General features: G+C 62.4%; 31 protein-coding genes and 1 tRNA gene. 15 read left to right on the forward strand and 17 right to left on the reverse strand.

Features of this window, described 5'->3' with window-relative positions:
• The first annotated feature begins 18 nt into the window (after window positions 1–18).
• Window positions 19–1,110: a GIDE domain-containing protein gene (locus BLR35_RS11455; RefSeq protein WP_090381855.1), complete on the forward strand. Its 1,092-nt coding sequence runs from the start codon at window positions 19–21 to the stop codon at window positions 1,108–1,110.
• Between the two features lie 11 nt (window positions 1,111–1,121).
• Here BLR35_RS11455 and BLR35_RS11460 read toward each other — a convergent pair whose 3' ends face one another.
• From BLR35_RS11460 to BLR35_RS11470, 3 genes are all read right to left on the reverse strand, one after another.
• A complete protein-coding gene (locus BLR35_RS11460) occupies window positions 1,122–1,328 on the reverse strand; it encodes a hypothetical protein (RefSeq protein WP_244510231.1) in 207 nt (68 codons plus the stop codon).
• Window positions 1,325–2,035, reverse strand: a complete 711-nt coding sequence (locus BLR35_RS11465; RefSeq protein ID WP_090381858.1) for a helix-turn-helix domain-containing protein — start codon at window positions 2,033–2,035, stop codon at window positions 1,325–1,327. Before BLR35_RS11465 ends, BLR35_RS11460 begins: the two co-directional genes overlap by 4 nt.
• Before the next feature lie 72 nt (window positions 2,036–2,107).
• Window positions 2,108–2,308, reverse strand: coding sequence for a DUF7835 family putative zinc beta-ribbon protein (locus BLR35_RS11470; RefSeq protein ID WP_090381860.1), 201 nt, complete (start codon window positions 2,306–2,308; stop codon window positions 2,108–2,110).
• A 234-nt stretch (window positions 2,309–2,542) separates the two neighbouring features.
• On the opposite strand from BLR35_RS11470, the gene BLR35_RS11475 reads away from it, so the two are divergent.
• Together BLR35_RS11475 and BLR35_RS11480 are read left to right on the forward strand one after the other, a co-directional pair.
• Window positions 2,543–2,893: an ArsR/SmtB family transcription factor gene (locus BLR35_RS11475; RefSeq protein WP_090381862.1), complete on the forward strand. Its 351-nt coding sequence runs from the start codon at window positions 2,543–2,545 to the stop codon at window positions 2,891–2,893.
• Between the two features lie 70 nt (window positions 2,894–2,963).
• Complete coding sequence (locus BLR35_RS11480; protein ID WP_090381865.1) at window positions 2,964–3,236, forward strand: DUF7521 family protein; 273 nt, start codon at window positions 2,964–2,966, stop codon at window positions 3,234–3,236.
• Here BLR35_RS11480 and BLR35_RS11485 read toward each other — a convergent pair.
• Window positions 3,233–4,330, reverse strand: a complete 1,098-nt coding sequence (locus BLR35_RS11485; RefSeq protein ID WP_090381867.1) for a peptidase — start codon at window positions 4,328–4,330, stop codon at window positions 3,233–3,235. The genes BLR35_RS11480 and BLR35_RS11485 overlap by 4 nt on opposite strands.
• Before the next feature lie 314 nt (window positions 4,331–4,644).
• Between BLR35_RS11485 and BLR35_RS11490 the strand changes: the two genes are divergently transcribed.
• The 3 genes from BLR35_RS11490 to BLR35_RS11500 all read left to right on the forward strand — a co-directional run bounded on the left by BLR35_RS11490 (window position 4,645) and on the right by BLR35_RS11500 (window position 6,698).
• Entirely contained in the window at window positions 4,645–4,875 is a 231-nt protein-coding gene (locus BLR35_RS11490) for a hypothetical protein (RefSeq protein ID WP_090381870.1), read from the forward strand.
• Window positions 4,876–4,918: 43 nt separating this feature from the next.
• Complete coding sequence (locus tag BLR35_RS11495; protein WP_090381872.1) at window positions 4,919–6,409, forward strand: replication factor C large subunit; 1,491 nt, start codon at window positions 4,919–4,921, stop codon at window positions 6,407–6,409.
• A gap of 85 nt (window positions 6,410–6,494) precedes the next feature.
• Window positions 6,495–6,698, forward strand: a complete 204-nt coding sequence (locus tag BLR35_RS11500) for a hypothetical protein (protein WP_090381874.1) — start codon at window positions 6,495–6,497, stop codon at window positions 6,696–6,698.
• Between the two features lie 24 nt (window positions 6,699–6,722).
• On the opposite strand, the gene BLR35_RS11505 is transcribed toward BLR35_RS11500, so the two are convergent.
• Window positions 6,723–7,922: an aminotransferase class I/II-fold pyridoxal phosphate-dependent enzyme gene (locus BLR35_RS11505; protein WP_090381877.1), complete on the reverse strand. Its 1,200-nt coding sequence runs from the start codon at window positions 7,920–7,922 to the stop codon at window positions 6,723–6,725.
• Between the two features lie 366 nt (window positions 7,923–8,288).
• Between BLR35_RS11505 and BLR35_RS11510 the strand changes: the two genes are divergently transcribed.
• Window positions 8,289–9,167, forward strand: coding sequence for a prolipoprotein diacylglyceryl transferase (locus BLR35_RS11510; RefSeq protein WP_090381879.1), 879 nt, complete (start codon window positions 8,289–8,291; stop codon window positions 9,165–9,167).
• A 69-nt stretch (window positions 9,168–9,236) separates the two neighbouring features.
• Here BLR35_RS11510 and BLR35_RS11515 read toward each other — a convergent pair whose 3' ends face one another.
• The 3 genes from BLR35_RS11515 to sucC all read right to left on the reverse strand — a co-directional run bounded on the left by BLR35_RS11515 (window position 9,237) and on the right by sucC (window position 11,799).
• On the reverse strand, window positions 9,237–9,677 hold the full coding sequence (locus tag BLR35_RS11515; RefSeq protein WP_090381881.1) for a universal stress protein: 441 nt from the start codon (window positions 9,675–9,677) through the stop codon (window positions 9,237–9,239).
• A gap of 104 nt (window positions 9,678–9,781) precedes the next feature.
• The gene (sucD, locus tag BLR35_RS11520; protein WP_090381883.1) at window positions 9,782–10,651 is read right to left on the reverse strand and encodes a succinate--CoA ligase subunit alpha; all 870 of its coding nucleotides are present in this window, start codon (window positions 10,649–10,651) and stop codon (window positions 9,782–9,784) included.
• Window positions 10,648–11,799: an ADP-forming succinate--CoA ligase subunit beta gene (gene sucC, locus BLR35_RS11525; RefSeq protein WP_090382950.1), complete on the reverse strand. Its 1,152-nt coding sequence runs from the start codon at window positions 11,797–11,799 to the stop codon at window positions 10,648–10,650. The genes sucD and sucC overlap by 4 nt, the downstream gene beginning before the upstream one ends.
• 231 nt (window positions 11,800–12,030) lie before the next feature.
• Here sucC and BLR35_RS11530 point away from each other — a divergent pair, with 231 nt between their 5' ends.
• On the forward strand, window positions 12,031–12,900 hold the full coding sequence (locus BLR35_RS11530; protein WP_090381885.1) for a UbiA family prenyltransferase: 870 nt from the start codon (window positions 12,031–12,033) through the stop codon (window positions 12,898–12,900).
• Between the two features lie 11 nt (window positions 12,901–12,911).
• Here the strand turns inward: BLR35_RS11530 and BLR35_RS11535 are convergent, their stop codons facing one another.
• Window positions 12,912–13,139 carry a DUF5795 family protein gene (locus tag BLR35_RS11535; RefSeq protein WP_090382952.1) on the reverse strand — a complete coding sequence of 76 codons (228 nt, stop codon included), beginning with the start codon at window positions 13,137–13,139 and terminating at the stop codon, window positions 12,912–12,914.
• Window positions 13,140–13,271: 132 nt separating this feature from the next.
• Between BLR35_RS11535 and BLR35_RS11540 the strand changes: the two genes are divergently transcribed.
• Window positions 13,272–13,589, forward strand: a complete 318-nt coding sequence (locus BLR35_RS11540) for a hypothetical protein (protein ID WP_090381888.1) — start codon at window positions 13,272–13,274, stop codon at window positions 13,587–13,589.
• A gap of 4 nt (window positions 13,590–13,593) precedes the next feature.
• On the opposite strand, the gene BLR35_RS11545 is transcribed toward BLR35_RS11540, so the two are convergent.
• Complete coding sequence (locus tag BLR35_RS11545; RefSeq protein WP_090381890.1) at window positions 13,594–13,842, reverse strand: DdfA family disk-determining factor; 249 nt, start codon at window positions 13,840–13,842, stop codon at window positions 13,594–13,596.
• A 255-nt stretch (window positions 13,843–14,097) separates the two neighbouring features.
• Between BLR35_RS11545 and BLR35_RS11550 the strand changes: the two genes are divergently transcribed.
• The 3 genes from BLR35_RS11550 to BLR35_RS11560 all read left to right on the forward strand — a co-directional run bounded on the left by BLR35_RS11550 (window position 14,098) and on the right by BLR35_RS11560 (window position 15,336).
• Complete coding sequence (locus tag BLR35_RS11550) at window positions 14,098–14,307, forward strand: DUF7979 domain-containing protein (RefSeq protein WP_090381892.1); 210 nt, start codon at window positions 14,098–14,100, stop codon at window positions 14,305–14,307.
• A gap of 129 nt (window positions 14,308–14,436) precedes the next feature.
• Window positions 14,437–14,841, forward strand: coding sequence for an SPW repeat domain-containing protein (locus BLR35_RS11555; RefSeq protein WP_090381894.1), 405 nt, complete (start codon window positions 14,437–14,439; stop codon window positions 14,839–14,841).
• Window positions 14,842–14,886: 45 nt separating this feature from the next.
• On the forward strand, window positions 14,887–15,336 hold the full coding sequence (locus BLR35_RS11560; RefSeq protein ID WP_090381896.1) for a universal stress protein: 450 nt from the start codon (window positions 14,887–14,889) through the stop codon (window positions 15,334–15,336).
• A 28-nt stretch (window positions 15,337–15,364) separates the two neighbouring features.
• Here BLR35_RS11560 and BLR35_RS11565 read toward each other — a convergent pair whose 3' ends face one another.
• From BLR35_RS11565 to BLR35_RS11575, 3 genes are all read right to left on the reverse strand, one after another.
• On the reverse strand, window positions 15,365–15,838 hold the full coding sequence (locus BLR35_RS11565; protein ID WP_090381899.1) for a response regulator: 474 nt from the start codon (window positions 15,836–15,838) through the stop codon (window positions 15,365–15,367).
• A gap of 83 nt (window positions 15,839–15,921) precedes the next feature.
• Window positions 15,922–16,497 carry a hypothetical protein gene (locus BLR35_RS11570; RefSeq protein WP_211704973.1) on the reverse strand — a complete coding sequence of 192 codons (576 nt, stop codon included), beginning with the start codon at window positions 16,495–16,497 and terminating at the stop codon, window positions 15,922–15,924.
• Window positions 16,498–16,545: 48 nt separating this feature from the next.
• A tRNA-Glu gene (locus BLR35_RS11575) sits at window positions 16,546–16,620 on the reverse strand.
• A 263-nt stretch (window positions 16,621–16,883) separates the two neighbouring features.
• On the opposite strand from BLR35_RS11575, the gene BLR35_RS11580 reads away from it, so the two are divergent.
• The gene (locus BLR35_RS11580; protein WP_090381903.1) at window positions 16,884–17,621 is read left to right on the forward strand and encodes a fumarylacetoacetate hydrolase family protein; all 738 of its coding nucleotides are present in this window, start codon (window positions 16,884–16,886) and stop codon (window positions 17,619–17,621) included.
• A gap of 8 nt (window positions 17,622–17,629) precedes the next feature.
• Here the strand turns inward: BLR35_RS11580 and BLR35_RS11585 are convergent, their stop codons facing one another.
• Window positions 17,630–17,917, reverse strand: a complete 288-nt coding sequence (locus BLR35_RS11585; RefSeq protein ID WP_090382954.1) for a DUF357 domain-containing protein — start codon at window positions 17,915–17,917, stop codon at window positions 17,630–17,632.
• Between the two features lie 117 nt (window positions 17,918–18,034).
• Here BLR35_RS11585 and grxC point away from each other — a divergent pair, with 117 nt between their 5' ends.
• Window positions 18,035–19,354, forward strand: coding sequence for a glutaredoxin 3 (grxC, locus tag BLR35_RS11590; RefSeq protein ID WP_090381905.1), 1,320 nt, complete (start codon window positions 18,035–18,037; stop codon window positions 19,352–19,354).
• 155 nt (window positions 19,355–19,509) lie between these two features.
• Here the strand turns inward: grxC and BLR35_RS11595 are convergent, their stop codons facing one another.
• From BLR35_RS11595 to BLR35_RS21140, 3 genes are all read right to left on the reverse strand, one after another.
• Window positions 19,510–20,103 (reverse strand): class I SAM-dependent methyltransferase, encoded by a 594-nt coding sequence (locus BLR35_RS11595; protein WP_090381907.1) that lies wholly within the window; start codon window positions 20,101–20,103, stop codon window positions 19,510–19,512.
• A gap of 255 nt (window positions 20,104–20,358) precedes the next feature.
• Window positions 20,359–20,967, reverse strand: a complete 609-nt coding sequence (locus BLR35_RS11600; protein WP_090382957.1) for a TetR/AcrR family transcriptional regulator — start codon at window positions 20,965–20,967, stop codon at window positions 20,359–20,361.
• Window positions 20,960–21,091, reverse strand: a complete 132-nt coding sequence (locus tag BLR35_RS21140) for a hypothetical protein (RefSeq protein WP_280139366.1) — start codon at window positions 21,089–21,091, stop codon at window positions 20,960–20,962. Before BLR35_RS21140 ends, BLR35_RS11600 begins: the two co-directional genes overlap by 8 nt.
• Window positions 21,092–21,296: 205 nt before the next feature.
• Here BLR35_RS21140 and BLR35_RS11605 point away from each other — a divergent pair, with 205 nt between their 5' ends.
• The gene (locus BLR35_RS11605; protein WP_090382959.1) at window positions 21,297–22,892 is read left to right on the forward strand and encodes a COG1361 S-layer family protein; all 1,596 of its coding nucleotides are present in this window, start codon (window positions 21,297–21,299) and stop codon (window positions 22,890–22,892) included.
• Window position 22,893: the final 1 nt, after the last annotated feature.

Genomic DNA, 22,893 nt, shown 5'->3' on the forward strand with positions numbered 1-22,893 from the left:
GCGATCACCGACGTTTCTATGGGAGCCACAGCACCGTCAGTACAGTCGACTGCGCTCGTCACGGGTTTCGACGCCGTCGCCCTCGCGTTGCTTCTCCACGTCTGGCTCGTCGTCGTCGGGTTGGCAGTCTGGAACGACGATGCCCGGACGGGGGTGGCCTGGGTCGACCGGCGTGTTCACGTAAGCACTCGACTGTACGCCACGTTGCTGTTCCTCGCGGTGCTCGCCGTGTGGCTCCCGTTCGCCGTCGGCCAGTACCCGGTCGGTCCGGCCAACCCCTTCGGGCGTAGCCGAACTGCCTTTGGGACCTTCGTCATCGCCGGCTTGCTGGTCGGTGTCGGGTTCTACTTCCTCGGCGGCGTAGTAACGAATCTCCGGTCCTACGTTGCATTTCGGCGCAGTACACCGACCGACGCGGGCGAAGTCACGTCCGGTTCGGTGCAGGTCTCGGGAACGGTCGTCCCGCTCGAGGAGCCACTCGAGGCACCCGTAACCGGCGGCGAAGCGGTCTGTTACCGACTCTCCGCGACGCGAGTGGTCGACGACGATGACGAGCGACTGCAGGGGGACAGCGACTACCAGTTCGGCTCGACCTCGGCGGGAGCGACGACGCTCGACTCGGCGCTGGTCGACCAGACTACCCTCCTCGAGGAGCGACGGACGCCCTTTGCCGTTCGCGACGATACTGGCCGGGTCGTCGTCGATCCCGAGGGAGCTCAGCTCCGACTCGATCGAACGGCGTCGGAACCCGTTCCGGGTGACTCCCGACCGTCCGACCCTCTCGCGACGCATCTCCTCGAGTCGAGCGACCTCGAGCCGACAGACCGGAACCGGATCTATCACGAGGAAGCGCTCCGGCCGAGCGAGGAGGTGACGGTGGTTGGTATCGCGAACGAACTGAGCGACGACGCCACCGAACCGACGATCACGGCCGGCGACACCGTCACCGAGTTCGTCGTCGCACCGGGCTGTGAGGAGACGACCGAGCGCCACTTCCGGCGAACGATCGCCGGCTGTTCGATCGCAGCCCTGGCCTCGAGTTCGGTCGGCCTCTCGATTCTGTCGTGGCTGGCCGGGCACGGCTGGTGGGTTCCATTGCCTGGAATCTAGAAAAACCGAGACTACTCCGACTCGACGGGCGTCGACCGATTGTAGTACACCATCACACCACCCGACACCAGGACGACGATGACTGCCCAGAGGATCCACAGTATCGCGTCGTCGACCGTGTAGACGACTGCGAGCGATAGCACGTAGACGACGGTCAAAACGAGCGTGTGACGTTCGGTTCGGCGCAACTGGAGCCCTTTCATCGTGATCGTCGTCACTCGAGGGTGACGAGGTGATCGAGCAGGTCCTCGAGCGGCTCGTTCGTCACGGCAAGCGAGTAGCCGTCGATACGCGCCAGATCCGCCGCGTGTGGCCACAGTTCGTCCTCGTCGATGCCGTGGAGGACGACGGCGTTCGGCGTCGGGTTGACGACCCGGAGCGCGACCAGCGGCGACTCGCCACGCGTCACGCCCGTGAAGACGAGTACGCGGTTCGTGCTCTGGCCGTAGAGCCGGAAGAACTCCTCGCTCGAGAGCCGGGTGATCGCCTGGATGCTGTCGATGACGGTGTGGCCGCTGATGCGGTCCGTGCCGCCGGTGGCGATCTCGGTCGCGTCGATGTCGTCGTACAGTTGTACGAGCGGGATCGAGGTCGCGTACTCGCGCAGGTCGTGGACGACGTCGCTGTCGAAGCCGGCGGAGAGGACGCGGCCGTACTGTCGGATGCGGTCCCCGCCACGGCGTTCGTCGATCGCAAGCAGCCCTTCGACGAGTCTGCCGACGACGCCGATCCCTGGACTCTCACGGCGGCCGCTCTCGTAGTCCGAGATGACCGACGAGGAGACGTCCAGTTCGCCGGCGAGGTCGGTCTGTGAGACGTCGAAATCTGTTCGCCACTTGCGCAATGTCGCGCCGGGGTCGTCACTCAGCGTGATCTCGCCGGCGATCTTCTCCGCGAGTTCGCGTTTCGGCCCGCGTCCGCCCATACAGGTCGGTAGCCCGGTCGACTCAAGTAGCTACCGGAGACGGTTCGTCGGGACCGAAAAGACAGTCGTCGGTTATGCGTTGTTCATCCGCTGGCTCTCCCGGTTGCCACATCGCTGACACTCTTTGACTCGATATGGCTCTCGCGAGTACCGTGCGTTCTCACCGGTTCCACCTTCGGTGACGATCTGTACGGAGACTTCGTGTAACGTGTCAACTTCGCACACTTCACACGGTTCGGTCATTCCGTTTGATACGTCATCAGTCGTTGCCATACCGGGGTATCACAGCAACACGTGATATATTACTGTCAGTGGCTTCGAACGGAGAGAACTGGTATATATAGGTCTTCTCACGAACTGAAAACACCCTCGAGAAACCGGCCCAGACCGGCGATGGCGAGCCTTACTGTAAATTGTCAGCAATTTCACCTTCAAATATGTTTTCTGCAGTTAAATTCTCCAATGGAGACGGAAACTTTTTGCTTTGAATGTCTCTAATAGCGAGATATGGATGACGAGTCCTCCATCGAAGAAATTCTCGATACGATCGGGGACGAGCACGCTCGGACCGTTCTCGCTTCGATCAGCCGTAAACCTGGCTCTGCGAAGGAGCTCGCAGAACGGCTCGATCTCTCCCAGCCGACGATCTACAGACGGATCGACCTCCTCGAAGAGAACGACCTCATCGAAGACCGAACGCTCGTCGCCGACGACGGCAACCACTACAAGGAGTACACCTGCAACTTCAACAGCACGGTCATCTCGCTCGAGGACGACGAGTACGACGTCCGGATCTTCCGCGAGGAGAACCTGCCGGATCGGTTCACACAGCTCTGGGACGAACTCGGTGCGAAGTGAGACACATGATCTCGCTCCCGTTCGCCCGGCGCCCCACGATGCGACACGACAGCAGATACGGTGACCCCAGATGAACGTCCTGATCGACACGGTCCTGATGATGATGCAGATGACCGTCTTCGCCCTCGCGCTCGGGCTTACGGTCATCAGCTTTCAATCGTACCGGGCGAACCCATCGAAACGCCTCGAGTCGGCGTTCATCGGCTTCGCCTTCCTCAGCATGGGCGTCGCGCTCACGACCATCGTCGCACAGCTCCCGTCGCCACCCGCCTTTTTCTACATCGCAGAGACCGTTCCCTTCATCGTCGGCTTCGGGATGCTCTACCTGTCGCTGTACCGCTAACGGCCGTTTTCGACTTCCTCGCGCTCGCGAAGGCGCTCGATTCGTTCCGCAAGCGGCGGTGTTTTCGAAAATAGGTTCCACCCTGGCGCGTCCTCGAGGTCGACGCCCGCCGCTTTCGCAGCGCGTTCGAACGCGTCGGCCAGCGTTTCGGCACCGACAGCGGCACCAGCACGAGCATCGGTGTAGTACCGGAGTTTCCGGGTTCCGAGGAGTCCGACCGCGGCGACAACGAGAGCCGCCACGAGCCCCGGAACCAGCGAGACCGAATCGGAGCCAAGCACGAGTAGAACCACGATCAGGGAACCCACGTATGGCGCTACCGAAAGCAGTTGTTCGAAATGAGTCGCCTGCTCGCGACGGGACGCGAGCAGCGCCGTCAGCGTCTCGTCGTCGAACGTCTCGAGTGCGGCTTCCGGAACGAACAGGAACCGACCGCCGGGCGCGCCGGCCACCTCGACCCTGAGATACTGATCGTCGGCCTCGACGATCCGAACGTCCCGGATCGACAGGTCGACGCGCTCGAGCAGCGGATCGATCCGCGCTCGTTCGTCGTCGGTCGGACGACGCGTCCTCGAGGAGAGTCCGGAGAACAACGGTGAGCCCGCCCAGGCCGCGATCCATAATCCGAAGAGTAAGAGGACGAGACCGACCGGTCCGCCGTCGAGTGCCGTTACGATTCCGGAGGCAAGCAGAAAGACGAAGACGAAGAGAACGGTCAGATACCGCAAGTAGTGACGCCGGACCGTCGGCACGTGGTCGACGCCCGGCAGGTCAGGGTCGGCACGGAGGATCGCGGTAATCGTCGCGCCGCTGACGACGATCGCTGCGCCGGCACTGGCGAGAATCGTGACGAGAGTATCCACGAACCCGTCTCCCGGTGCGAAGAGGCCGGCGTTACCGACGACCCAGGTCACGACGCCGGCGAGAAACCCCGTCGCACCCGTGAGGACGTTCGTCCAGCGGGCGGCGGCCTCGCCGGACCAGTTCCGGGCGAGTCGACCGTACAGGTAGCCAACGGCGAGCGAACAGACCGCACCGATTGCGACGAAAACCGCGAGCAAGGTCCATGAAACTGCGGTGACCAGCAGGGACATACGTGGCCGCTCGTAATGGGTGTGCTAATATATTACTACTCCAACGTATCTCGAGGCGGTAGCGTTGCCCGCGAGCGCGCTGAACGTCCTCTCGGCCGACCGGGACCGTGCCGTTCCCGGGCCGTCTCGCACACCCCTGTGACCGACGAGCGGAGCGGACGCCCCCAATAGTCGAACCCTCGAGAACGACGGGACGTGTCCGACTCGAGGTGAAACCGATCGGTGAAGAAACACCCCTCGTCGAACGCTTTCGGCGGTCGGTAACGAAATCGGCCCAGGGAACGCTTTTGATGGTATCCACTGTAACCGAAGCCATGGCCGACGTAGCGTTGGACGACCGCGGTCGTCTCATGCTCCCGAAGGAAATCCGGGAGAAATACGGTGAGCGCTATCACATCGTTCCGCTCTCCGACGGGATCAAGCTAGTTCCGATCGCGGACGACCCGCTCGAGGCGCTGCGAGACGAGTTCGCCGACGGCGAGAAGTCGGCTGTCGAACATCGTGAGAAGGGACGCAACACTGCCCTCGACGAAGCCGGCCGGTAACGCTCCGCAATCCCTAAACGCGACTCTCACCAACTACGTTTCAATGAGCGACTGGACCGAGAAGTACCGACCGACGACGCTGTCGGAGGTACGCGGGAACAACAAGGCCCGAGACAAGTTGAAAGAGTGGGCCGACACCTGGGACGAGCACCGGGATGCGGTGATCGTCCACGGCAGCCCCGGCATCGGGAAGACCTCCGCCGCCCACGCGCTGGCCAACGACATGGGGTGGCCCGTAATGGAACTCAACGCCAGCGACAGCCGCGGCGCGGACGTGATCGAACGCATCGCGGGCGAAGCCGCAAAGACCGGCACGCTCACGAGCGGCGGCGCGGGTCGACGACTGGTCATCCTGGACGAAGCGGACAACTTCCACGGCAACGCCGACTACGGCGGCTCTCGAGAGGTTACTCGCGTCGTCAAGGACGCCAACCAGCCGATCGTTCTCGTGGCAAACGAGTTCTACGACATGAGCCAGTCGCTTCGCAACGCCTGCGAGACGATCGAGTTTCGGGACGTCTCGAAGCGGTCGATCGTCCCCGTGCTGCGTGACATCTGCCGGCGCGAGGGCATCGAGTTCGAGGAGGAAGCTCTCGAGTCGATCGCCGAGGATACGAGCGGCGACCTTCGTTCGGCAGTCAACGACCTGCAGGCGGTCGCCGAGGAAGCCGAACGGCTGACCGTCGAGGACGTGGTGACGGGCGAACGCGACACCACTGAGGGAATCTTCGACTACCTCGATACGCTCATCAAGGAGGAAGACGCCGAGGGTGCACTGCGGGCGTCCTACGACGTCGACGAGACGCCCGACGACCTGCTGAACTGGATCGAGGACAACGTGCCGAAAGATTACGAGGGGGAGGAACTGGCTGACGCCTACGAGTTCCTCGCGAACGCCGACCGCTGGCTTGGCCGGGTTCGGTCGACGCAGAACTACTCGTACTGGCGCTATGCGACCGACAACATGACCGCTGGCGTCGCCGCGTCCCGACAGGAGCCGAAAGGCGGCTGGACCCGGTACGGTCCGCCGAGCTACTGGTCGAAACTCGGGCGGACGAAAGGTACGCGAAACACCCGCGACGCGATCGCCGAGCGGATCGCCGAGCGAGAGGGGACTAGCGTCGCCACGGCTCGTCGCGAGATCCTCCCGTTCCTCTCGGCGATGACCCATCACTGCAAGAACCGTGAACTCACCGTCCAGATGGCGGCCGTCTACGAACTCGACGAGAAGGAGGTCTCGTTCGTCACCGGCAGCGGAAAAGACACCAACAAGGTCCAGTCGATCGTCGAGGATGCCGAAGAACGGCGAACGGAAGCGACCGTCGAACACTCTGGCTCTGCCTTCTTCGGCGGCGAAGACGACGGAGACGAATCGCGAGACCAGACCGACGACGAGCCGACCGGAGACTCGAGCGACGACGAGCAAGCGACGATCGCGGCCTCGAGCGACGACGGTGGCTCGACGGAGGTCGAGTCGACGTCCGAGACGGGAGAGACCGACGACGACCAGTCGGGTCTAAACGACTTCCTCTGATCGCGGCCGATGGCTCCTCATCTATCAGGGTTCCGACCAGCGATAGTATTAGGTCGCTGAGCAGCGTCACTGGGTAGTGACCGTTATGACGACCGACCAGCAGCGCTGTCCGCTCTGTACGGAACAGTACGACGATCGAACGGATCTCCGGGTCCACCTCGAGGTACAACATCGGAAATCCGAGATCGTCTCGTCGCTGCTCGACCTCCACGGATCGTCCTATTTTGTGCCAGTGGAGGAGTCTGGGTCGGTTCCAGGCGATCGAGAGCAGCCGGTGCCGCCGGCCTGATTGACCGGTTTCCTCCAGCCTCAGTCACAACAACCCGACTTCTTCGCCGGCCGCCTGGAACGCCTCGAGACAGGCGACGACGTCGACGGGTCGATGCGTCGCCATCGGCGTCACCCGGACTCTGCTCGCACCAGTGGGTACTTTCGGCGGCTGGATCGGCGTTGCGACGACGTTTCGCTCCCTGATCCCGTCGGCGAGGGCGGTCGCGTCCTCCCGGTCGCCGACCACGACGGGGAGAATCTGGGAATCGCCGAGAACCTCGAACCCCATTGCCTCGAGGCCGTCCCGGAGGTGGGCGACGTTCTCCCAGAGTTGTTCGCGGGCATCGCTGTGTCGGGCGACGTGCAACGCCTCACTCGCCGTGGCAGCGGCCGTCGGCGAGAGCCCAGTCGAGGAGACGAACGATCGAGCGTCCTGAATCAGACACTCGATCAGCGCGTCGCTGCCTGCGACGTAGCCGCCCTGACTGGCGAGTGCCATCGAGAGCGTTCCCAGTTGAACGTCGATGCAATCCTCGAGCCCTTCAGCCTGGACGATCCCGCCGCCGTCGGCGTAGAGCCCGGTAGCGTGGGCCTCGTCGGCCAGCACCCACGCACCGAACTTCTCGGCGAGGTCACAGATCGACGAAAGCGGTGCGACCGTACCGACCGCCCCGAAGACGGTGTCAGTCGCGATCAGCCAGGACTCGTCGTCGTCGCCGCGTTCGGCTCGCGTCTCGAGTTTCGACCGCAAATCCTCGAGGCTACAGTGATCGTAGACGACCGTGTCGGCACCCGAGAGCCGACAGCCGTCGACGATCCCCGCGTTGTTCGACTCGTCGGAGAAGACGACGTCCGGCTCGAGTGCTGTGAGCGTGCCGACGTTCGCGGCGTACCCCGAGGAAAACGAGAGGGCGCGATCGGTGCCCTTGACCTCGGCCAGCTGGCGCTCGAGGTCGTGGTGGACGAGCGTGTCACCAGTGGCTGGCCGGCTCGAACCGGCACCTGTTCCGACTGTCGCGGCGGCCTGTCTGGCGGCGTCCTGTACTCGCTGGTCGGTGGTCAGCCCCAGGTAGTTGTTCGATCCGAACACCAGCACCTCGTCTGACTCGAGGACCGGTAGATCACCCTCCGGTGGCGGAGCGAAGTGACCCCGCTCGGCCACTCGATCCGCAGGTGACAACGTCCGTCGTCGCGCCTCGAGAGACGTCACCCGATCTTCGAGGTCGAACCCGCGGTCTTCCATTCGCGTGAACGGAATCCTCGGCGTGCTTTTATTCTCACGGTTCCGTTTTGTCGTCTATCATTGACAGAAATAGCGGTCGGATACAGTACACGAACGCGTCTACGGGTCGAAAACGGTAGGGAGAGCCAAAATACGTTCGTCTCGGCTGACGTTTTTCGCCGTGTTTCGATCGAGTCGTTCGCTGGACAACGTGATCGAGTCCGCCGATCGGACGAACTATCACGTGACTGATTAATTGTCGAACGAGTGTCGAATTAAATACTCGAAACGGCCAGTACACTAATATGGAAGTGCTCTAACTCATTCCGATTGGAATAATTCCAAAAGTTAAATACGTGTGAAAATGTAGTTCGGGCAAGCCGACCCATGACTAACAGTACGATCGACGACGAGACCGGGGACGGGGGTGGGTTCGACGTCGGCTCGAGCGGGGACGAACTGTTCGGCGGGATCGCGGAGGACTCCCAGGACGAGCCGGCAGTCGACGACTGGGCGACCGATCACGAGCGGGTCAGCCAGGCGGTGGAGGATCGAACTGCCGACTCCGTTTTCGGCGAACTCAAGGCAGACGTCGGGAACGATGCCGACGACGTCCTCGGCGACGAGAGCCCCGACGACATCATCGCGAGCGCGGACGAGCCGGAACCGGAACCCGAGTGGCCTGTCGGCGACGATCTCGTCGCCGACGAGCAGGAACTGGAAGCGCTGCTGTTGACCGGCCGAACGAAAGAACAGGAGTTCCTCTGGGTCGATCCGGCCGACGAAGACGCCGCCACCGACGCCCCATCCGCTCCGGAGGAGACCACCGAGACGGACGACTCTCAGGAGACCAGCAACGTGGACGACTCTCGAGACACCGATCCCGAACCGGCCGAGACGGACGAGACCACTGCAATCACACCCTCTGCCGGCTCGGAATCCCAGGAGACCGACGCGGGTCGATCGACCGACACACGCGAAGATGAATCCGCGTCAGATCGGCTCGAGGAGCCCGCAGGCGAAGCCCTCGAGTCGGAAGCAGGAACTGAAGTCGTCGATTCGGCGGCACCTCCGACAGACTCCTCGACCGGTTCAGCACCCGAGACCGACGAGCCGAAGCTCACCGCTGACATCGATCCCGATTCCGGCGACGAAATCGGGAGCGGCGACGAGACGGCGGATGCAGAAACCGACTCCAAAGCCGCCGAGCGAGACGACTCCCCCGGAACAGTTCGCCGGCTGCTGTCGCAACTCAACCCGTTCTAGCTATCTTTTCGGCCGTGCTCGTCGCTGTCGCTGACCGCTCTCTCGTCGACTCGAGACTCCGCGAAGGGATCATTCGTCGCCGACGTTGACCGTCACGACCGGAACCGGCGACGAGCGAACGACTCGTTCGGCGACACTGCCGATCAACTCTCGAGACGTCCCCGTCCGACCGGACGTCGCCATAACGACGATGTCGACGTCGTTCTCATCGATGCAGTCGAGAATTTCCTCGTGTGGGACGCCACGGACGACCGACGACTCGACCTCGAGTCCTGCCTCCTCGCCGCGCTCCGTGACGTCGGCGACGGCACGTTCGCCGGCGTCGAACAGCGAGCCGTAAATGTCCTCTTCGGCGTCGTCGTCGAGCGTGTCCCCGAACGCCGGCGACGATTCGACGACGTACTGAGTGTGCAGGGTCGCGTCGTACTTGTCCGCGAGGTCGATAGCGTGTGCGAGCGCGGTGTCTGATCCGTCCGAACCGTCGGTCGGTGCGAGAACTGTCTCGTACATGAACAGTCGTTCGAACAATCGACGTGAAGCGTTTTCGGGTATTACTACTCGGTAGGAACGAGCGACGAGAAACGAACGAGTCGAAAAAGACTGCGGTCGCCGGTTTAGAGGAACTCTTCGATGTGGTCGGCGACTTCCTCGGGGGTGTCACCGACCGGGACGCCGGCGTCGTTCAGGGCGTTGATCTTGCTCTCTGCGGTACCGGTACCGGAGCCGGAGACGATCGCACCGGCGTGGCCCATGCGCTTGCCCGGCGGCGCGGTGCGGCCGGCGATGAAGCCGGCGACGGGCGTGTCGACGTGTTCGTCGATGAAGGCTGCGGCCTGTTCCTCGTCCTCGCCACCGATCTCACCGCACATGACGATGGCGTCGGTGTCGGGGTCGTTCTCGAACAGCTCGAGGGCGTCGATGAAGCTCGTGCCGATGATCGGGTCGCCGCCGATACCGATCGCGGTGGTCTGGCCGATGCCGCGAGAGGTGAGGTTGTCGACGACCTGGTAGGTGAGAGTGCCCGAGCGGGAGACGAGACCGACGTTGCCCTCCGAGAAGATGTTACCGGGGAGGATGCCGAGTTTGGCCTCGCCAGGGGTGATGAGACCGGGACAGTTGGGACCGATGAGTCGCGTGTCGGTCTCGGAGAGGCGCTTGTTGACCTTGGCCATGTCCTGGGTCGGGATGCCTTCAGTGATCGCGACGGCCAGATCGAGGTCCGTATCGAGCGCCTCGAAGACCGCGTCGCCGGCGAACGCCGGCGGGACGAAGATGACCGACGTGTCGGCGTTCTCTTCTTCCACCGCTTCGTGGACCGTGTCGTAGACGGGAACGCCAGCAGCCTCCTGGCCACCTTTGCCGGGAACCGCACCGGCAACGACGTTGGTGCCGTACTCCATCATCTGTTCGGCGTGGAACTTGCCTTCCCCGCCGGTGATGCCCTGTACCACGACGCGCGTGTCGTCGTCGACTAGAACGCTCATTGTTCGTTCACCTCCTCAGCGTACTCGACAGCACGCTGGACCGCATCCTCGAGGGTCTGTTCGACCGTCACGAGGTCCTCGTTCAGAATCTCCATGCCTTCCTCCCAGTTCGTGCCAGCGAGACGGACGACGACCGGCTTGGGAATCTCGTCGAACTGCTCGAGTGCCTCGTTGATCCCGCGGGCGACCTCGTCGCCACGGGTGATCCCGCCGAAGATGTTGAAGACGACCGAATCGACGTTGTCGTCCGAGAAGACCATATCGAGCGCGTTCGCGATACGCTCTGCCTTCGCGCCACCACCGACGTCCAGGAAGTTCGCGGGTTCGCCGCCGTAGTGGTCGACGAGGTCGAGCGTGGTCATGACGAGGCCGGCACCGTTGCCGATGATACCAGTGTTACCCGAGAGACGGACGTAGTCGAAGTTGTACTCGTCTGCCTTCTGCTCGAGTTCGTCGCCGCTTGCGGCTTCCTCTTCCATCTCGGCCAGTTCCGGCTGGCGGAAGAGAGCGTCCTCGTCGACGTTCATCACGGCGTCGGCCGCGATGACCTCGTCGTCTGCCGTGATCATCAGCGGGTTGATCTCGACGTCGGAGCCGTCCTTGTTCTCCCAGAGATCGTACAGCGTCTTCAGGATGCTCGAGACGTCGCGGGCAACCGCCTCGTCGACGCCCGCGTCGTAGACGGCCTTGCGGGCCTGGTAGGGGTGCATGCCGAAGGACGGATCGACGTGTTCGCGTGCGATCGCGTCGGGGTCTTCCTCGGCGACTTCCTCGATGTTGACCCCACCCTTGGTCGAGACCATCGCGACGGGCTTGCCCTCGCCGCGATCCATCGTGATGCCGACGTAGAGTTCGTTCGTGAAGTCGACGGCCTCCTCGACGAGGACCTGCTCGACGTGGTAGCCCTTGAGATCCATTCCCAGGATCGAGTCGGCTGCCTCGCGAGCCTCGTCTGCGTCGTCGACGAGTTCGATTCCGCCGGCCTTGCCCCGGCCACCGACGTGTACCTGCGCTTTGACTGCGACTGGATACCCGATCTCGTCTGCCGCGGAGACGACCCCGTCGACGTCGGAGGCGAGTTGTGACTCCGGCGTCGGGATGCCGGCGTCGGCGAAGACATCCTTCGCCTGATATTCGTGTAGTCTCATATCCATTCGAACGGGCGTTCCGGCCTTGCTTAAATCCTGCCAGTTTCCGTTCGTCACGAACCGTCACTCACGGGACAAGCCCCCGTCGATTGCCGGTTCACGAACGATTGCGAACGACCCCGACCGAAGCGTTTGACTCGAGCGAACCCAAACGGTCGAACGCCAACCGCGACTCGAAGAGCGGATCGAACGCATGCTACCAACCCACGTCTCACGGCGGAGGCCCTGCCGGTGACGAACCCGACCGTCGCCCGGCCCAGCCAGTGGGTCAGCACGCTCGAGAACGTCCTTCGCGTGCTGGTCCACAGCAACCTCTTTATCTCGACCGCGACCACGAGCGTGGCGGTGACGACGATACTCCTGGCCGGCCTCCCGCTCGAGGCGCTCCCGCTTTTCATCGTCTTCGCCGCGACGCTTTTCGTCTACACGGTCAACCGGCTCACCGACATCGAGGAAGACGAACAAAACGTTCCGGGACGAGCGACCTTTACGAGGCGGTACGGGCGTCTCTGGCTGGTCCTGGGGTCGGTGCTGTATCTCGCTGCGTTCGTCACCGCGCTCGCGCTGGGACTCCCCGGAGCGATCTACATGCCGCTACCGCTGCTGGCAGCCGTACTCTACTCGCTGGTCGGTGTCAAACGCGTCTTCTTCGTGAAGAACCTCTTCGTCGGACTCGCCTGGGGGTTGATTCCGTTCGGGGTCGGCTACTACTACCAGCAGCCCTGGACGGCCGAGATCCTGTTTCTGGCCGGCTACGTGACCGCCATGATCACGGTCGCTGCAGTGATCTTCGACGTCAAAGACATCGAGGGCGACCTCGAGGAGGGAATTCCGACGATTCCCAACACCGTCGGTCCAGCCCAGACGCGAACGCTGGCACAGGTCGGTAACGTCGCCGTCGCACTCGGCGTCCTCGCTGTCGTGGCCGTCGGCGTCGCCGCTCCTCGTCTGCTGGTCGTGCTCGCGATGAACGTCTACGTCGCCGGCTACATTCCCTTCTCGACGCCCGACCGGGGACCGCTGTTCTACGGGTTCGTCGTCGACGGCGAACACGTCTTTCTGGCGGCCGTCGTGATCGGTCTCGAGTGGCTCGTCTGGTAGTCGATCCGAGTTTAGTCCCGATCGGTCTCCGCCCAGTCACAGTCCTGGCACTTCCAGCCGGTGACGAACTCGGTGACAGAGGGCATGTAGCCGACCGTCAGGACGTCGCCGCCACACTCCGGACACTCCCGGTCGGCGTCCTCGATCGCCTCGGCCTCCATAACCGAGTCGTCCTCGATGAGTTCCGCGAGTTTCTTGGCCGTCACCATTCGCCCCTGAACGACGCGATTCTCGCTCACGTTCGAGAACGCGGGCCCGACCATCCTAAGCGTTTCCGGGATACTCGGCGACGACCCGGCGCGAACAACTCGAGAGCCCGGCCTGTAGTTGCGGGCACAATGGTATAGGAATCCCACTGCCAACGCTCCGCCATGGAAACGCGATGGGCGACGGTCGACGGCGTACGGGTTCACCTTCCGGAAGACGTCACCGCAGATCAGTTGCGGGAGAGACTCCACAAACCCGACGACGCCGTCCTGATCGGCGTGACGGGTGATCTCGTCTCCGTCGTACACGAAGAAGAACGCCCGCTCTCGGAACTGATCGCCGGTTGTGCCGATACCTACTACTTCAGACGGGATGGAGGCCTCGAGCGAGGCGACATTCCGGCGATGGCGGAAATCGAGACGGCGTTGGCAGATCCGTCACAGGACGAGACGACGTTCCAGCGACCGGACGTCAACCGCTGACGAACTACTCGACGGTGACAATCGATTGCTCCCCGAATTCGACCGTGACGTGGTGGCCAGCGTACGGAAACTCGATTCGGCCCGTTCGCTCCGTCCCAGACTCGGTCGTCGCGAACGCGGACGTCAACGCATCCGGATCGACCGCTTCGAACAACGGCGGTAACTCCATGGGTTCCGTGTTTTCGAGCGTAGCGACCGCCATTACGATGCGTTCACATACCCCGTCACTGTCTACCTCGAGGGTCTGAGTCATTGCTATCGTTGGCCACGCTCTCGCGTTAATATGTTTCGAATTTCTCATAGCCGATAGTAATCCCTACCGTCGGCAACTGGCTGCTACGGCCGTTCGAATCCCGGGTGTCGCCCAATTTTATGCTAATAGTCGCCATTACTCATACATAAACACTTGTCCACTTGAATTCCGTTTTACGGCCTCCAGATGTACAATTCATCCAATAGGCGGGAAAATATTGAAGTTATTACGACCCATTGTGTGTATCGGAGACTCATGGGAGAGAATATCACGCTCGAGCGAGTCGACGACGTCCCCGCCGAATCACGGATCTGTCACTACGACGAACTGGGTGAAGCGGCGAAAGAACGACTCCCCGCACTCACTGATGAGCCCGAATCGGCCGTCGGCGGTACCGTCGTCGACGGCTTCCACGACTGCGACCTGGTAAAGTACACCGACTATTACGAGATTTCGGTCCGCTGACTTCTGGTTCGGTCGCTCGTCTCGTCACGGAACACACCGCCTCGAGATCGAACCTGTCGCCGACCGGGACCGACACGAGATTCGACGGTCTCGTACCTTTAGTGTACTCGAGAGCGTACTGTCGGTACGATGACGACGAGTGATCGCGGATCCGTCCGAACGGCGTCGTCCAGCGCACAGCGGACGATCGGCCTTTCGGCCGGTATCGGAGCGTGGCTTCTGGTGTCGGGCGTGTTCTTTACCGGGACGGGCTGGATCGTCATCCACAACGTGCTGGTCGGCGGTGCCATCGCCGTTACCGCCTCCTACGCAGCGGCATTTCCGAACGGGAGTCCGATTCCAGTCCCGAGCGTCGCCGCGAGAGTCGTCGCCGTCCTCCTCGGCCTGTGGACGATCGCATCGGCGTTCGTCTTCGATCCCGTGGGAATCCTGTTCTGGAACAACCTGCTCGTCGGCGCCGCCGTCACCGTCCTGGGCGCGGCGAGCGTGTACACGAGCCAGCAAACGGCAGACGTCTCGTCGACGACCACGTAACGAACACCCCCAGCACTTACCGCTCATCGCGTGAAACGCTAACGCATGAGCACACACGTTCTCGTCCCGGTCGACGGATCGGCGGCTGCTCGAGCGGCACTCGAGCACGCCTGCGAACAGTTTCCCGACGGCCACCTGACGCTGCTGTACGTGATGGATCCGATGGCAGACTACAGCCGCCGCCGGTCGTTTCCCGGCTACCGCGACGACGACCAGCACACGAACGAACGGGAGAAAGGCGAACGCGCCCTCGAGGACGCACTCGAGGCCGTTCCGGACGATATCTCGGCCGAGACCGAACTCGAGGGCGGCGATCCAGCCAACGCGATCGTCCGATACGCCGACGACAACGACGTGGATCAGGTCGTTATCGGAAGCCACGGCCGAGAGTCCATCGCACGATTCCTGCTCGGCAGCGTCGCAGAGGCGGTCGTCCGCCGATCGGTAGCGCCAGTGACGGTCGTCCGTCCGGACGAGACCGACTCGAGTCGCTAACCCGGGAGTCCGACGAATCGCGTTTCCATCACTTCGTGGCCGACTCGGAACCGTTCACGAGCGCGAGCCACAACTCCTCGATCTCCTGGACGAACTCGAGAAAATCACTCGCCTCCATCGGTTTCTGGACGAAAAAGTCGGCCTCGAGGCCGTTGTCTTTCACGATCTCCGCCTCGGTTTCCGACCCCGTCAGTACGACGACTGGAATCTCGCTCACAAGCGGTTCGTCGTCTAACTCGGCGACGACCTCTTTCCCGCTCTTTCCGGGCAACTGTGGCTCGAGCAAGATGAGGTCGGGACGCGACGCCTCTTCGTACTCGTTTCGCTGGTGGAGGTACTCGAGTGCCTCCTCTCCGTCGGAAACGGCGTGAAAGTCGTTCAAAAACTTGGAACTCCTGAGATTCTCCTCGAATAGACGAGTATCGCCCGAATGTGGCTCGATCAACAGGATGTCGATCATTTCGTCGGATTCGGTGCTGCTCGAATCGTCTCCTGAACCCATACCTGCTAGTGAAGGCGGAAGCGTAAAACAGAAACTCTCGTCATATCGGGACAGTCGACGTTTCTGGACAGTCGAATCGAGAACTATTCCCGCCAGTACAGGACCGCAAAGAGGACGGCCAGCAGCGTTTCCGTGACGACCGAAACCAGCGCCCAGCGATCGTTCCGAAGGTGATTGACGACGACCTCGTGTGGTGCAACCCCGTGATAGTGGGGTTCGCGTCCGGGCAGGAATCCACCGTGACCGGTGAGATGCCACGCGAAGTAGCCGACGACGTACGTCATCATGAGCAAAATCCCGAGCACGTAAATCGGCTTCTCCAGAACACCGAATAGAACCAGATAAATACCGATGACGATCGCAATCGCCGACAGCACGAACGCAAGCGGGCGCGGATGGGTGACCAGCAACGTCGGATCCGCCGAGACCAGTATTATCAGTCGCTCGAGGCCGTGTTGCGGATGGAAGAGGTGTAGCCCGGCGACGATCAGCGCGAGTGCTCCGGCGACGTATCGGATCTGCTGGCTCGAGACGCGATGCTCGGTCACGTTGCAGTACGCACTGAGAACGTGAGGTACAAAGAAGTGCTCCGTCTGGGATTTGAACAACGCGAAGACGGTCACCTCGCTACGCTCGGCGCTGCGACTTCTCTCGTTCAAATCCCAGAGCGTGCGCTTCCTTCTTCGTTACGTCGTTCCTCAGAAGAGTGCTCCGTCTGGGATTTGAACCCAGGTCATCGGCTCGAAAGGCCGAAATGATTGGCCGGACTACACCAACGGAGCGTTCACGCACCACCTTGCGGGGCGCGTCTCGAACGCATTCGATGATTGCTCGGGGCTAATAAAAAACGTTCCGTTCCAGTGGCGTAGTGGCATGGGCTGACGTACCCGACTGGTGGCGATCTCCTCGACGAGAACCGCCGTCTTCTCGTACAGTCTACTGTACCGATTTCCCGGCGCAACCGTGAATCGGCTGCGGTTGCGCCGTCAATGACTTACAGTAGCCTGTATCAACGTTTTTGAACCACCGCCACGAGCCACCAGCCATGAGATACGTTCGATTCCGCGATCCTGCAGGTGCCGTTCGCCGCGGCGAGTACGAAGACGGTATCGCCCACTTCGCGAACGAGAGCTACGACCTCGAGAGCGACGAGATCGACGTCCTGCCGCCGTGTGAGCCGTCGAAGATCGTCTGTATCGGCCGCAACTACGCCGACCACGCCGACGAGATGGACTCGGACGTTCCCGATCGTCCACTCCTGTTCCTGAAACCACCGAGCGCGCTCGCGGGCCACGGCGACACCGTCACCGTCCCCGCGGGGAAAGACCGCATCGACTACGAGGCCGAACTCGCGGTCGTCATCGGCGAACAGTGCCGTCACGTCCCCCAGGACGACGCGATGGACGTCGTCGAGGGCATCACCTGCATGAACGACGTCTCGAACCGCGACGACCAGCGCCAGGAGAAAAACTGGATCCGCGGGAAAGCCTTCGACGGCGCCGCACCGCTCGGCCCGGTGCTCGCGACACCCGACGAGGTCCCCGAGGACGCCGCCGTCCGCTCGCGCGTCAACGGCGACCTGAAACAGGACGGCACCCGCGACCAGCTCATCTTCCCGATCCCCGAGCTGATCGCCGAGATCACGACCTACCTCACCCTCGAGCCGGGTGACGTCATCGCGACCGGCACGCCCGAAGGCGTCGGCCCGCTCTCCGACGGCGACGAGGTCGAAATCGAGGTCGAGGGTGTAGGGACGCTCGAGCACACCGTCCGCATCCCGTAACGACACTCCTACTCGACGGTGAACAGGTGCCCTTCCGTGGGCACGTCGAACAGTCCGATTCGCGCGCCCGCGTCGAGCCACGCGTGCCCGTAGGAGAACGATGCCAGGGCGTTGACCGGATCGTCGTGCTCGCGGAAGTGTCGTCCGTCCTCGAGATACGAGTCGGCCATCTCGTAACACTCCGCGGCGGCGTCGTACATCGGCGACCCCTCACGCGGCGCGATCGTCGCTTCCTCGAGCGCCTCCGCGAGTAGTTCGCCGTAGCGGTCTGTCTTCTCCTCGAGATCGGCGGCCATACCGGACGATCGGTGGTGACGGCCGTAAACGCGTCGACACGACGCAGTTCGCTCGTCGACCACTCTGCAGGGAACGCAACTCGTATACGCCACGTTTCCCTACACCTGAACAGAGAAATGAGCGACCAGCCTCGAGTCGAGATCTACACGAAGGAGGATTGTCCGTACTGCGACAAGGCCAAGGACCTCTTCGACAGCAAGGGAATCGAGTACGAGGAGTACAACGTCACGGGCGACGAGGAACTGTTCGAGGAGATGGTCGAACGCGCCAACGGGCGCAAGACCGCACCCGAGGTGTTCATCGACGACGAACTGATCGGCGGCTGGGACGACACGAGCGCGCTCGACGAGACGGGCGAACTCGACGAGAAACTCGGCATCGAAGACGACGGCGACGGGACGGTCGAACACCGTCCGCTCATCATCGCCGGCACGGGAATCGCGGGCCTCACCGCAGCGATCTACGCCGGCCGAGCGAACAACGACCCGCTGGTCATCGAGGGCGACGAACCCGGCGGTCAGCTCACGTTGACGACCGACGTCGCGAACTACCCCGGCTTCCCCGAGGGAATCAGCGGGCCGGAGCTCGTGAACAACATGAAAGAGCAGGCCCGCCAGTTCGGTGCCGATCTGAAAAACGGCATTATCGAGTCGGTCGACGACTCGAGTCGACCGTTCCGCGTCGAACTGACGAACGGCGACGTCTACACCGCAGACGCCGTCATCGCCGCTTCGGGTGCGAGCGCCCGCACGCTCGGGGTTCCGGGCGAGGACGAACTCATGGGCTATGGGCTCTCGACATGTGCGACCTGTGACGGCGCGTTCTTCCGCGGCGAGGACATGCTCGTCGTCGGCGGCGGCGACGCAGCCATGGAGGAAGCGACCTTCCTCACCAAGTTCGCCGACACCGTCTACATCGCCCACCGCCGCGAGGAGTTCCGCGCGGAAGACTACTGGGTCGACCGCGTCCACGAAAAGGTCGAAGAAGGCGAGATCGAGATCATGAAAAACACCGAACTGCTCGAAGTCCACGGCTCTCAGGAGGACGGCGTCGACTACGTCACCCTCGTCGAGAACGACAAGGGCCACCCCACCGACAGACTCGACGACCCCGAGACGAACGAGTTCGAGTTCGACGTCGGCGCAGTCTTCCTCGCGATCGGTCACACGCCGAACACGGCGTACCTCGAGGACACCGGCGTCGAGATGGATGACGACGGCTATCTCAAGACCCAGGGCGGCGACGGCGGCGGACAGACCGAGACCGGCGTCCCCGGCATCTTCGGTGCCGGCGACGTCGTCGACTACCACTACCAGCAGGCCGTCACCGCGGCCGGCATGGGCTCGAAGGCGGCGCTGGATGCCGACGAGTACCTCGAGGACTTAGAGCGGGCCGAGTCCACTGGCGAAGCGGAAGCGGCTGCAGCCGACGACTGAATCTCCTCGTTCGAATTTCTGGTTCTGTTGTGATTTTCAAAATGTGACAGGAGAGCGTGCTGCATACAGAGGATACGTTCAGTACGGCGTGTATGTTTCGCGTGAAAACTACTGAACAGTCGATCGGAAGGCCTGCGCACTGACCGGTGGGATTTCTACCAATTCCCGATAGTGGTCGTCGCCTCGTGTGAGATACGGCAGATATTACAAACATCGACGATCCGGGATACGTCGGTTACGACGTATTCATCACCTCGATGTGTGACAGATTGCGTCTTCGGGTCGCCGTAGGTTTCGCAGATCACATCGAAACTCGGAACAAAGAAGTTCAGGACGAGTCGTCCATCCGGCACCAAAGCCTCGCGGAGTTGTCGGAGAGCCGCCTTCTGATCCGCTATTGTGACGTTATGGAGGAAAGTGCGAAACGGGACGATGATGAGTTCGTACTTCCGAGTAGGGACGAAGTCCGTCATATCCGATTGTCGAACGGAAGGTGTGAGGTCAGCTTCGTCGGCTTTCTGTTCCAGAATGGCGAGCATCTCTTCAGAGATATCGATACCGTACGCGTCCACGCCGGCCCGAAGGAGATCGAGATATATGCGGCCTGTTCCGCAGCCGACTTCGAGAACCGGACCATCGACCTCTTGAGCCAGGTTGACGTAAAATTCGACATCTCCGATTTCCTGGTCCTCGTAATTAGCATCGTAAAAGCCCGCCCACTCGTCGAAAAACCCTTTTGCGGGATGCATACTCCGTCATTGTGATACGCCCCTTTCGTTCTACCGGTGGTGTGTCCCACGGTGTCTCTTCAGACACTAGAAACTGAGGATCCATCACCATTGGAGCACACCCTGTATTGAGCGATTAGACTTTTCCCCAAAATGGGTACCAGCTCGTGTTACATTCGCGCCTTCTATTCAGCACGACCGTTGAAACCGATCACCTACCACGGGGTTCGACGAGGCCGAACTTCTCACTTTGCGTCGTCGAAGGCGAGGACCAGATCACTCGTCGGTCGCGTACACGCACTGCTCGAGGTAGGCGTCGACCTCTTCGCGGACGCCCTCGAGCCATTCGGTGTCGTCGACGGAGGAGCGCCGAAAGAGCGCCCCGGTTAGAAGCGTCATCAGCGTCGAGGCGACGGCCTCGGGGTCGCACTCGCGAAACTCCCCCTGTTCGATCCCTTCTCGAACGATCGTCGCGATTCGGCGATCGAACGTCCGATCGCTACGCGTGAAGTGGTCGCGATACGCTGAGTCGTAGTTCGCCCGCGCTCGCAGTTCTAGCGTCGTCGCGAAGAACTGTCGGTGTTCGGAATCGAGTTCGGGCGCGAGCATCCAGTCGACTACCCGCTCGAGTCGGTCGCGTGGGTCGTCGAGTTCGTCCTCGGCCATCGTCGCCTCGAACCGCTCGAGCATGAACTCGAGACACGAGAGTACGAGGTCGTCCTTGCCGTCGTAGTGGTGGTAGATCAGCGACTGGCTCTTCTCGAGTTCGTCGCCGATCCGTTCGATCGTCAGGTCGGCGTAGCCGTGTTCGACGAGCGCCTGGTAGGTCGCTGCGAGAATCTCTTCGCGCGTTCCGGACGGATCGTCGAAGACGTCGTCACTCACGACGCCCACCACCGTTCGGACTCGAGCGATCGATCGGCTCCGTCGTGCGATGCTGATCCACCGTTCGGCGGTCGTGCCCCCACTCGAGTGTGTGACCGACGCCGAACACCCGCGAAATACCCATCACGTAGTCCCTCGGTTCGGTCCGGGATAAACGATGTGATTGAACGTTCAATCAGAACGATTATGTCCTCGGTGTCATATTATCCCTCAATGAGTAATTTCGCCGCTCGTCTCCGCTCAGCGACTGGGCGTTTCAGTTCGTGTATCGAGAGGGCCGCGTTCGACGATCGATGGACGGCCGATACGACGCGGCCGAGGGGGTGGCGATGAACCGGAACCGAGCGCGGTTACTCGCCCTGGTCGTCCTCTCGTGTGCCGTCGTGGGCGCCATCGCCGCACCGGCGATCGTAAGCGCCGTCGAGCGCGGGAGCCCGAACCTGGGCGTCTACCTCGAGGACGAAGAGATCGAACCGGGAACCGAAGAGACGCTCGAGTTGCAGATCCAGAACGACGCAGAGTTGATCGTCGGGTCCGGCCAACACGTGACGACCGCCCGCGGGGCTACCGTAGAGATCGAGGACGCCGGCCCGTTCGAAGCGAAGTCCGGAGAGACCGCGCTCGGGCCGATACAGGACGGACAGGTCGTCGAGGCACCACAGCGAATCGCCGTCCCCGACTCGGTCGAACCGGGCGAGTACGACGTGAGCGTTCGCGTTCGGTACTCCTACATGGAATACGTCTCGGAGCGATCGGGAAGCTCAACCCGAGTGTCGACGAGCGATCGGTTCGACGTGACCGTCGTCGTTCCGGACGAGCCACGCCTCGACGTGACTGACGTCTCGACGGCAGCCGAACCAGGTGGAACCTCCGAAGCAGTACTCGAGATCGAAAACACCGGTGCAGTACCGTCGAACCGGACGAAGGCAGCCGTTTCTGGTGGGAACGGCATCACCGTCGACGGCGGCACCGCTGAGATGCCGACCGAGGAGATCATCGGCGACCTCGAGCCGAACGAGTCGACGACGATGACCGTCGACGTCACCATCGACGAGGGCGTCAGCGCCGGCGACCGGCCTCTCGAGATCGACTTCTCCTATCACGACGAGGACGGCATCGAACGGCAGGCAAACAGCGTCGCTACGTCGCTGTCGACGATCGACCAGTCGTTCTCGATCGACGGTCTCGAGAGCACGCTCGCGGTCGGTTACGACGGTGTCGTCACGGGGACGGTCACGAACGACGGTCCGCGTGCGGTCGACGACGCCGTCCTGACCGTGACACCACAGAGTGACTCGCTGTTCGTCGAGGACACGCGGTACGCGCTGCCCGATTTGAAGCCGGGCGAGAGCACCGAGTTCCGGTATCCGACGGACGTCAGCGGCCAGGCCGATCCCGGCCCGCGACAGATGCAGTTTAGCGTGGAGTACTCCGCAGACGGCAGTTCGGTACTGGAAGATGGCCCGATGTCCGAACGCGTCGTCATCGCCGATCAACACGAGGAGTTCTCTATCGAGACCGCCGACGCCGACGTGCGACAGGGCGAGACGAGCGAGGTCTTCCTCGAGATCACGAACGAACGGCCGGAGACGCTCTCGAACATCGACGCCAAACTCTACACCGACAGTCCGCTCTCGGCTCCGAACAGCGACGCCTTCGTGAACGAACTCGGGCCGGGCGAGTCGGCCGAGATCCGCTTCGAGATCGGGGCCGCACCCGATGCAGCGATCGAGACCCACCCGATCGAACTCGACTTCGAGTACGACACCGAACGCGGCGATACGGTCGTCTCAGACTTCTACCAGCACCCGATCGACGTCGGCGCTGGCGAGGACGACGGCGGCAACGTCGGCTCGATCGTCACGGTGATGGCTCTCCTGACCGTCGCTGGCCTCGGCGTCGGCCTCTGGTGGCGACGAACGTAAC

This window comes from Natronobacterium texcoconense, assembly GCF_900104065.1.
Taxonomy (GTDB): Archaea; Halobacteriota; Halobacteria; order Halobacteriales; family Natrialbaceae; genus Natronobacterium; species Natronobacterium texcoconense.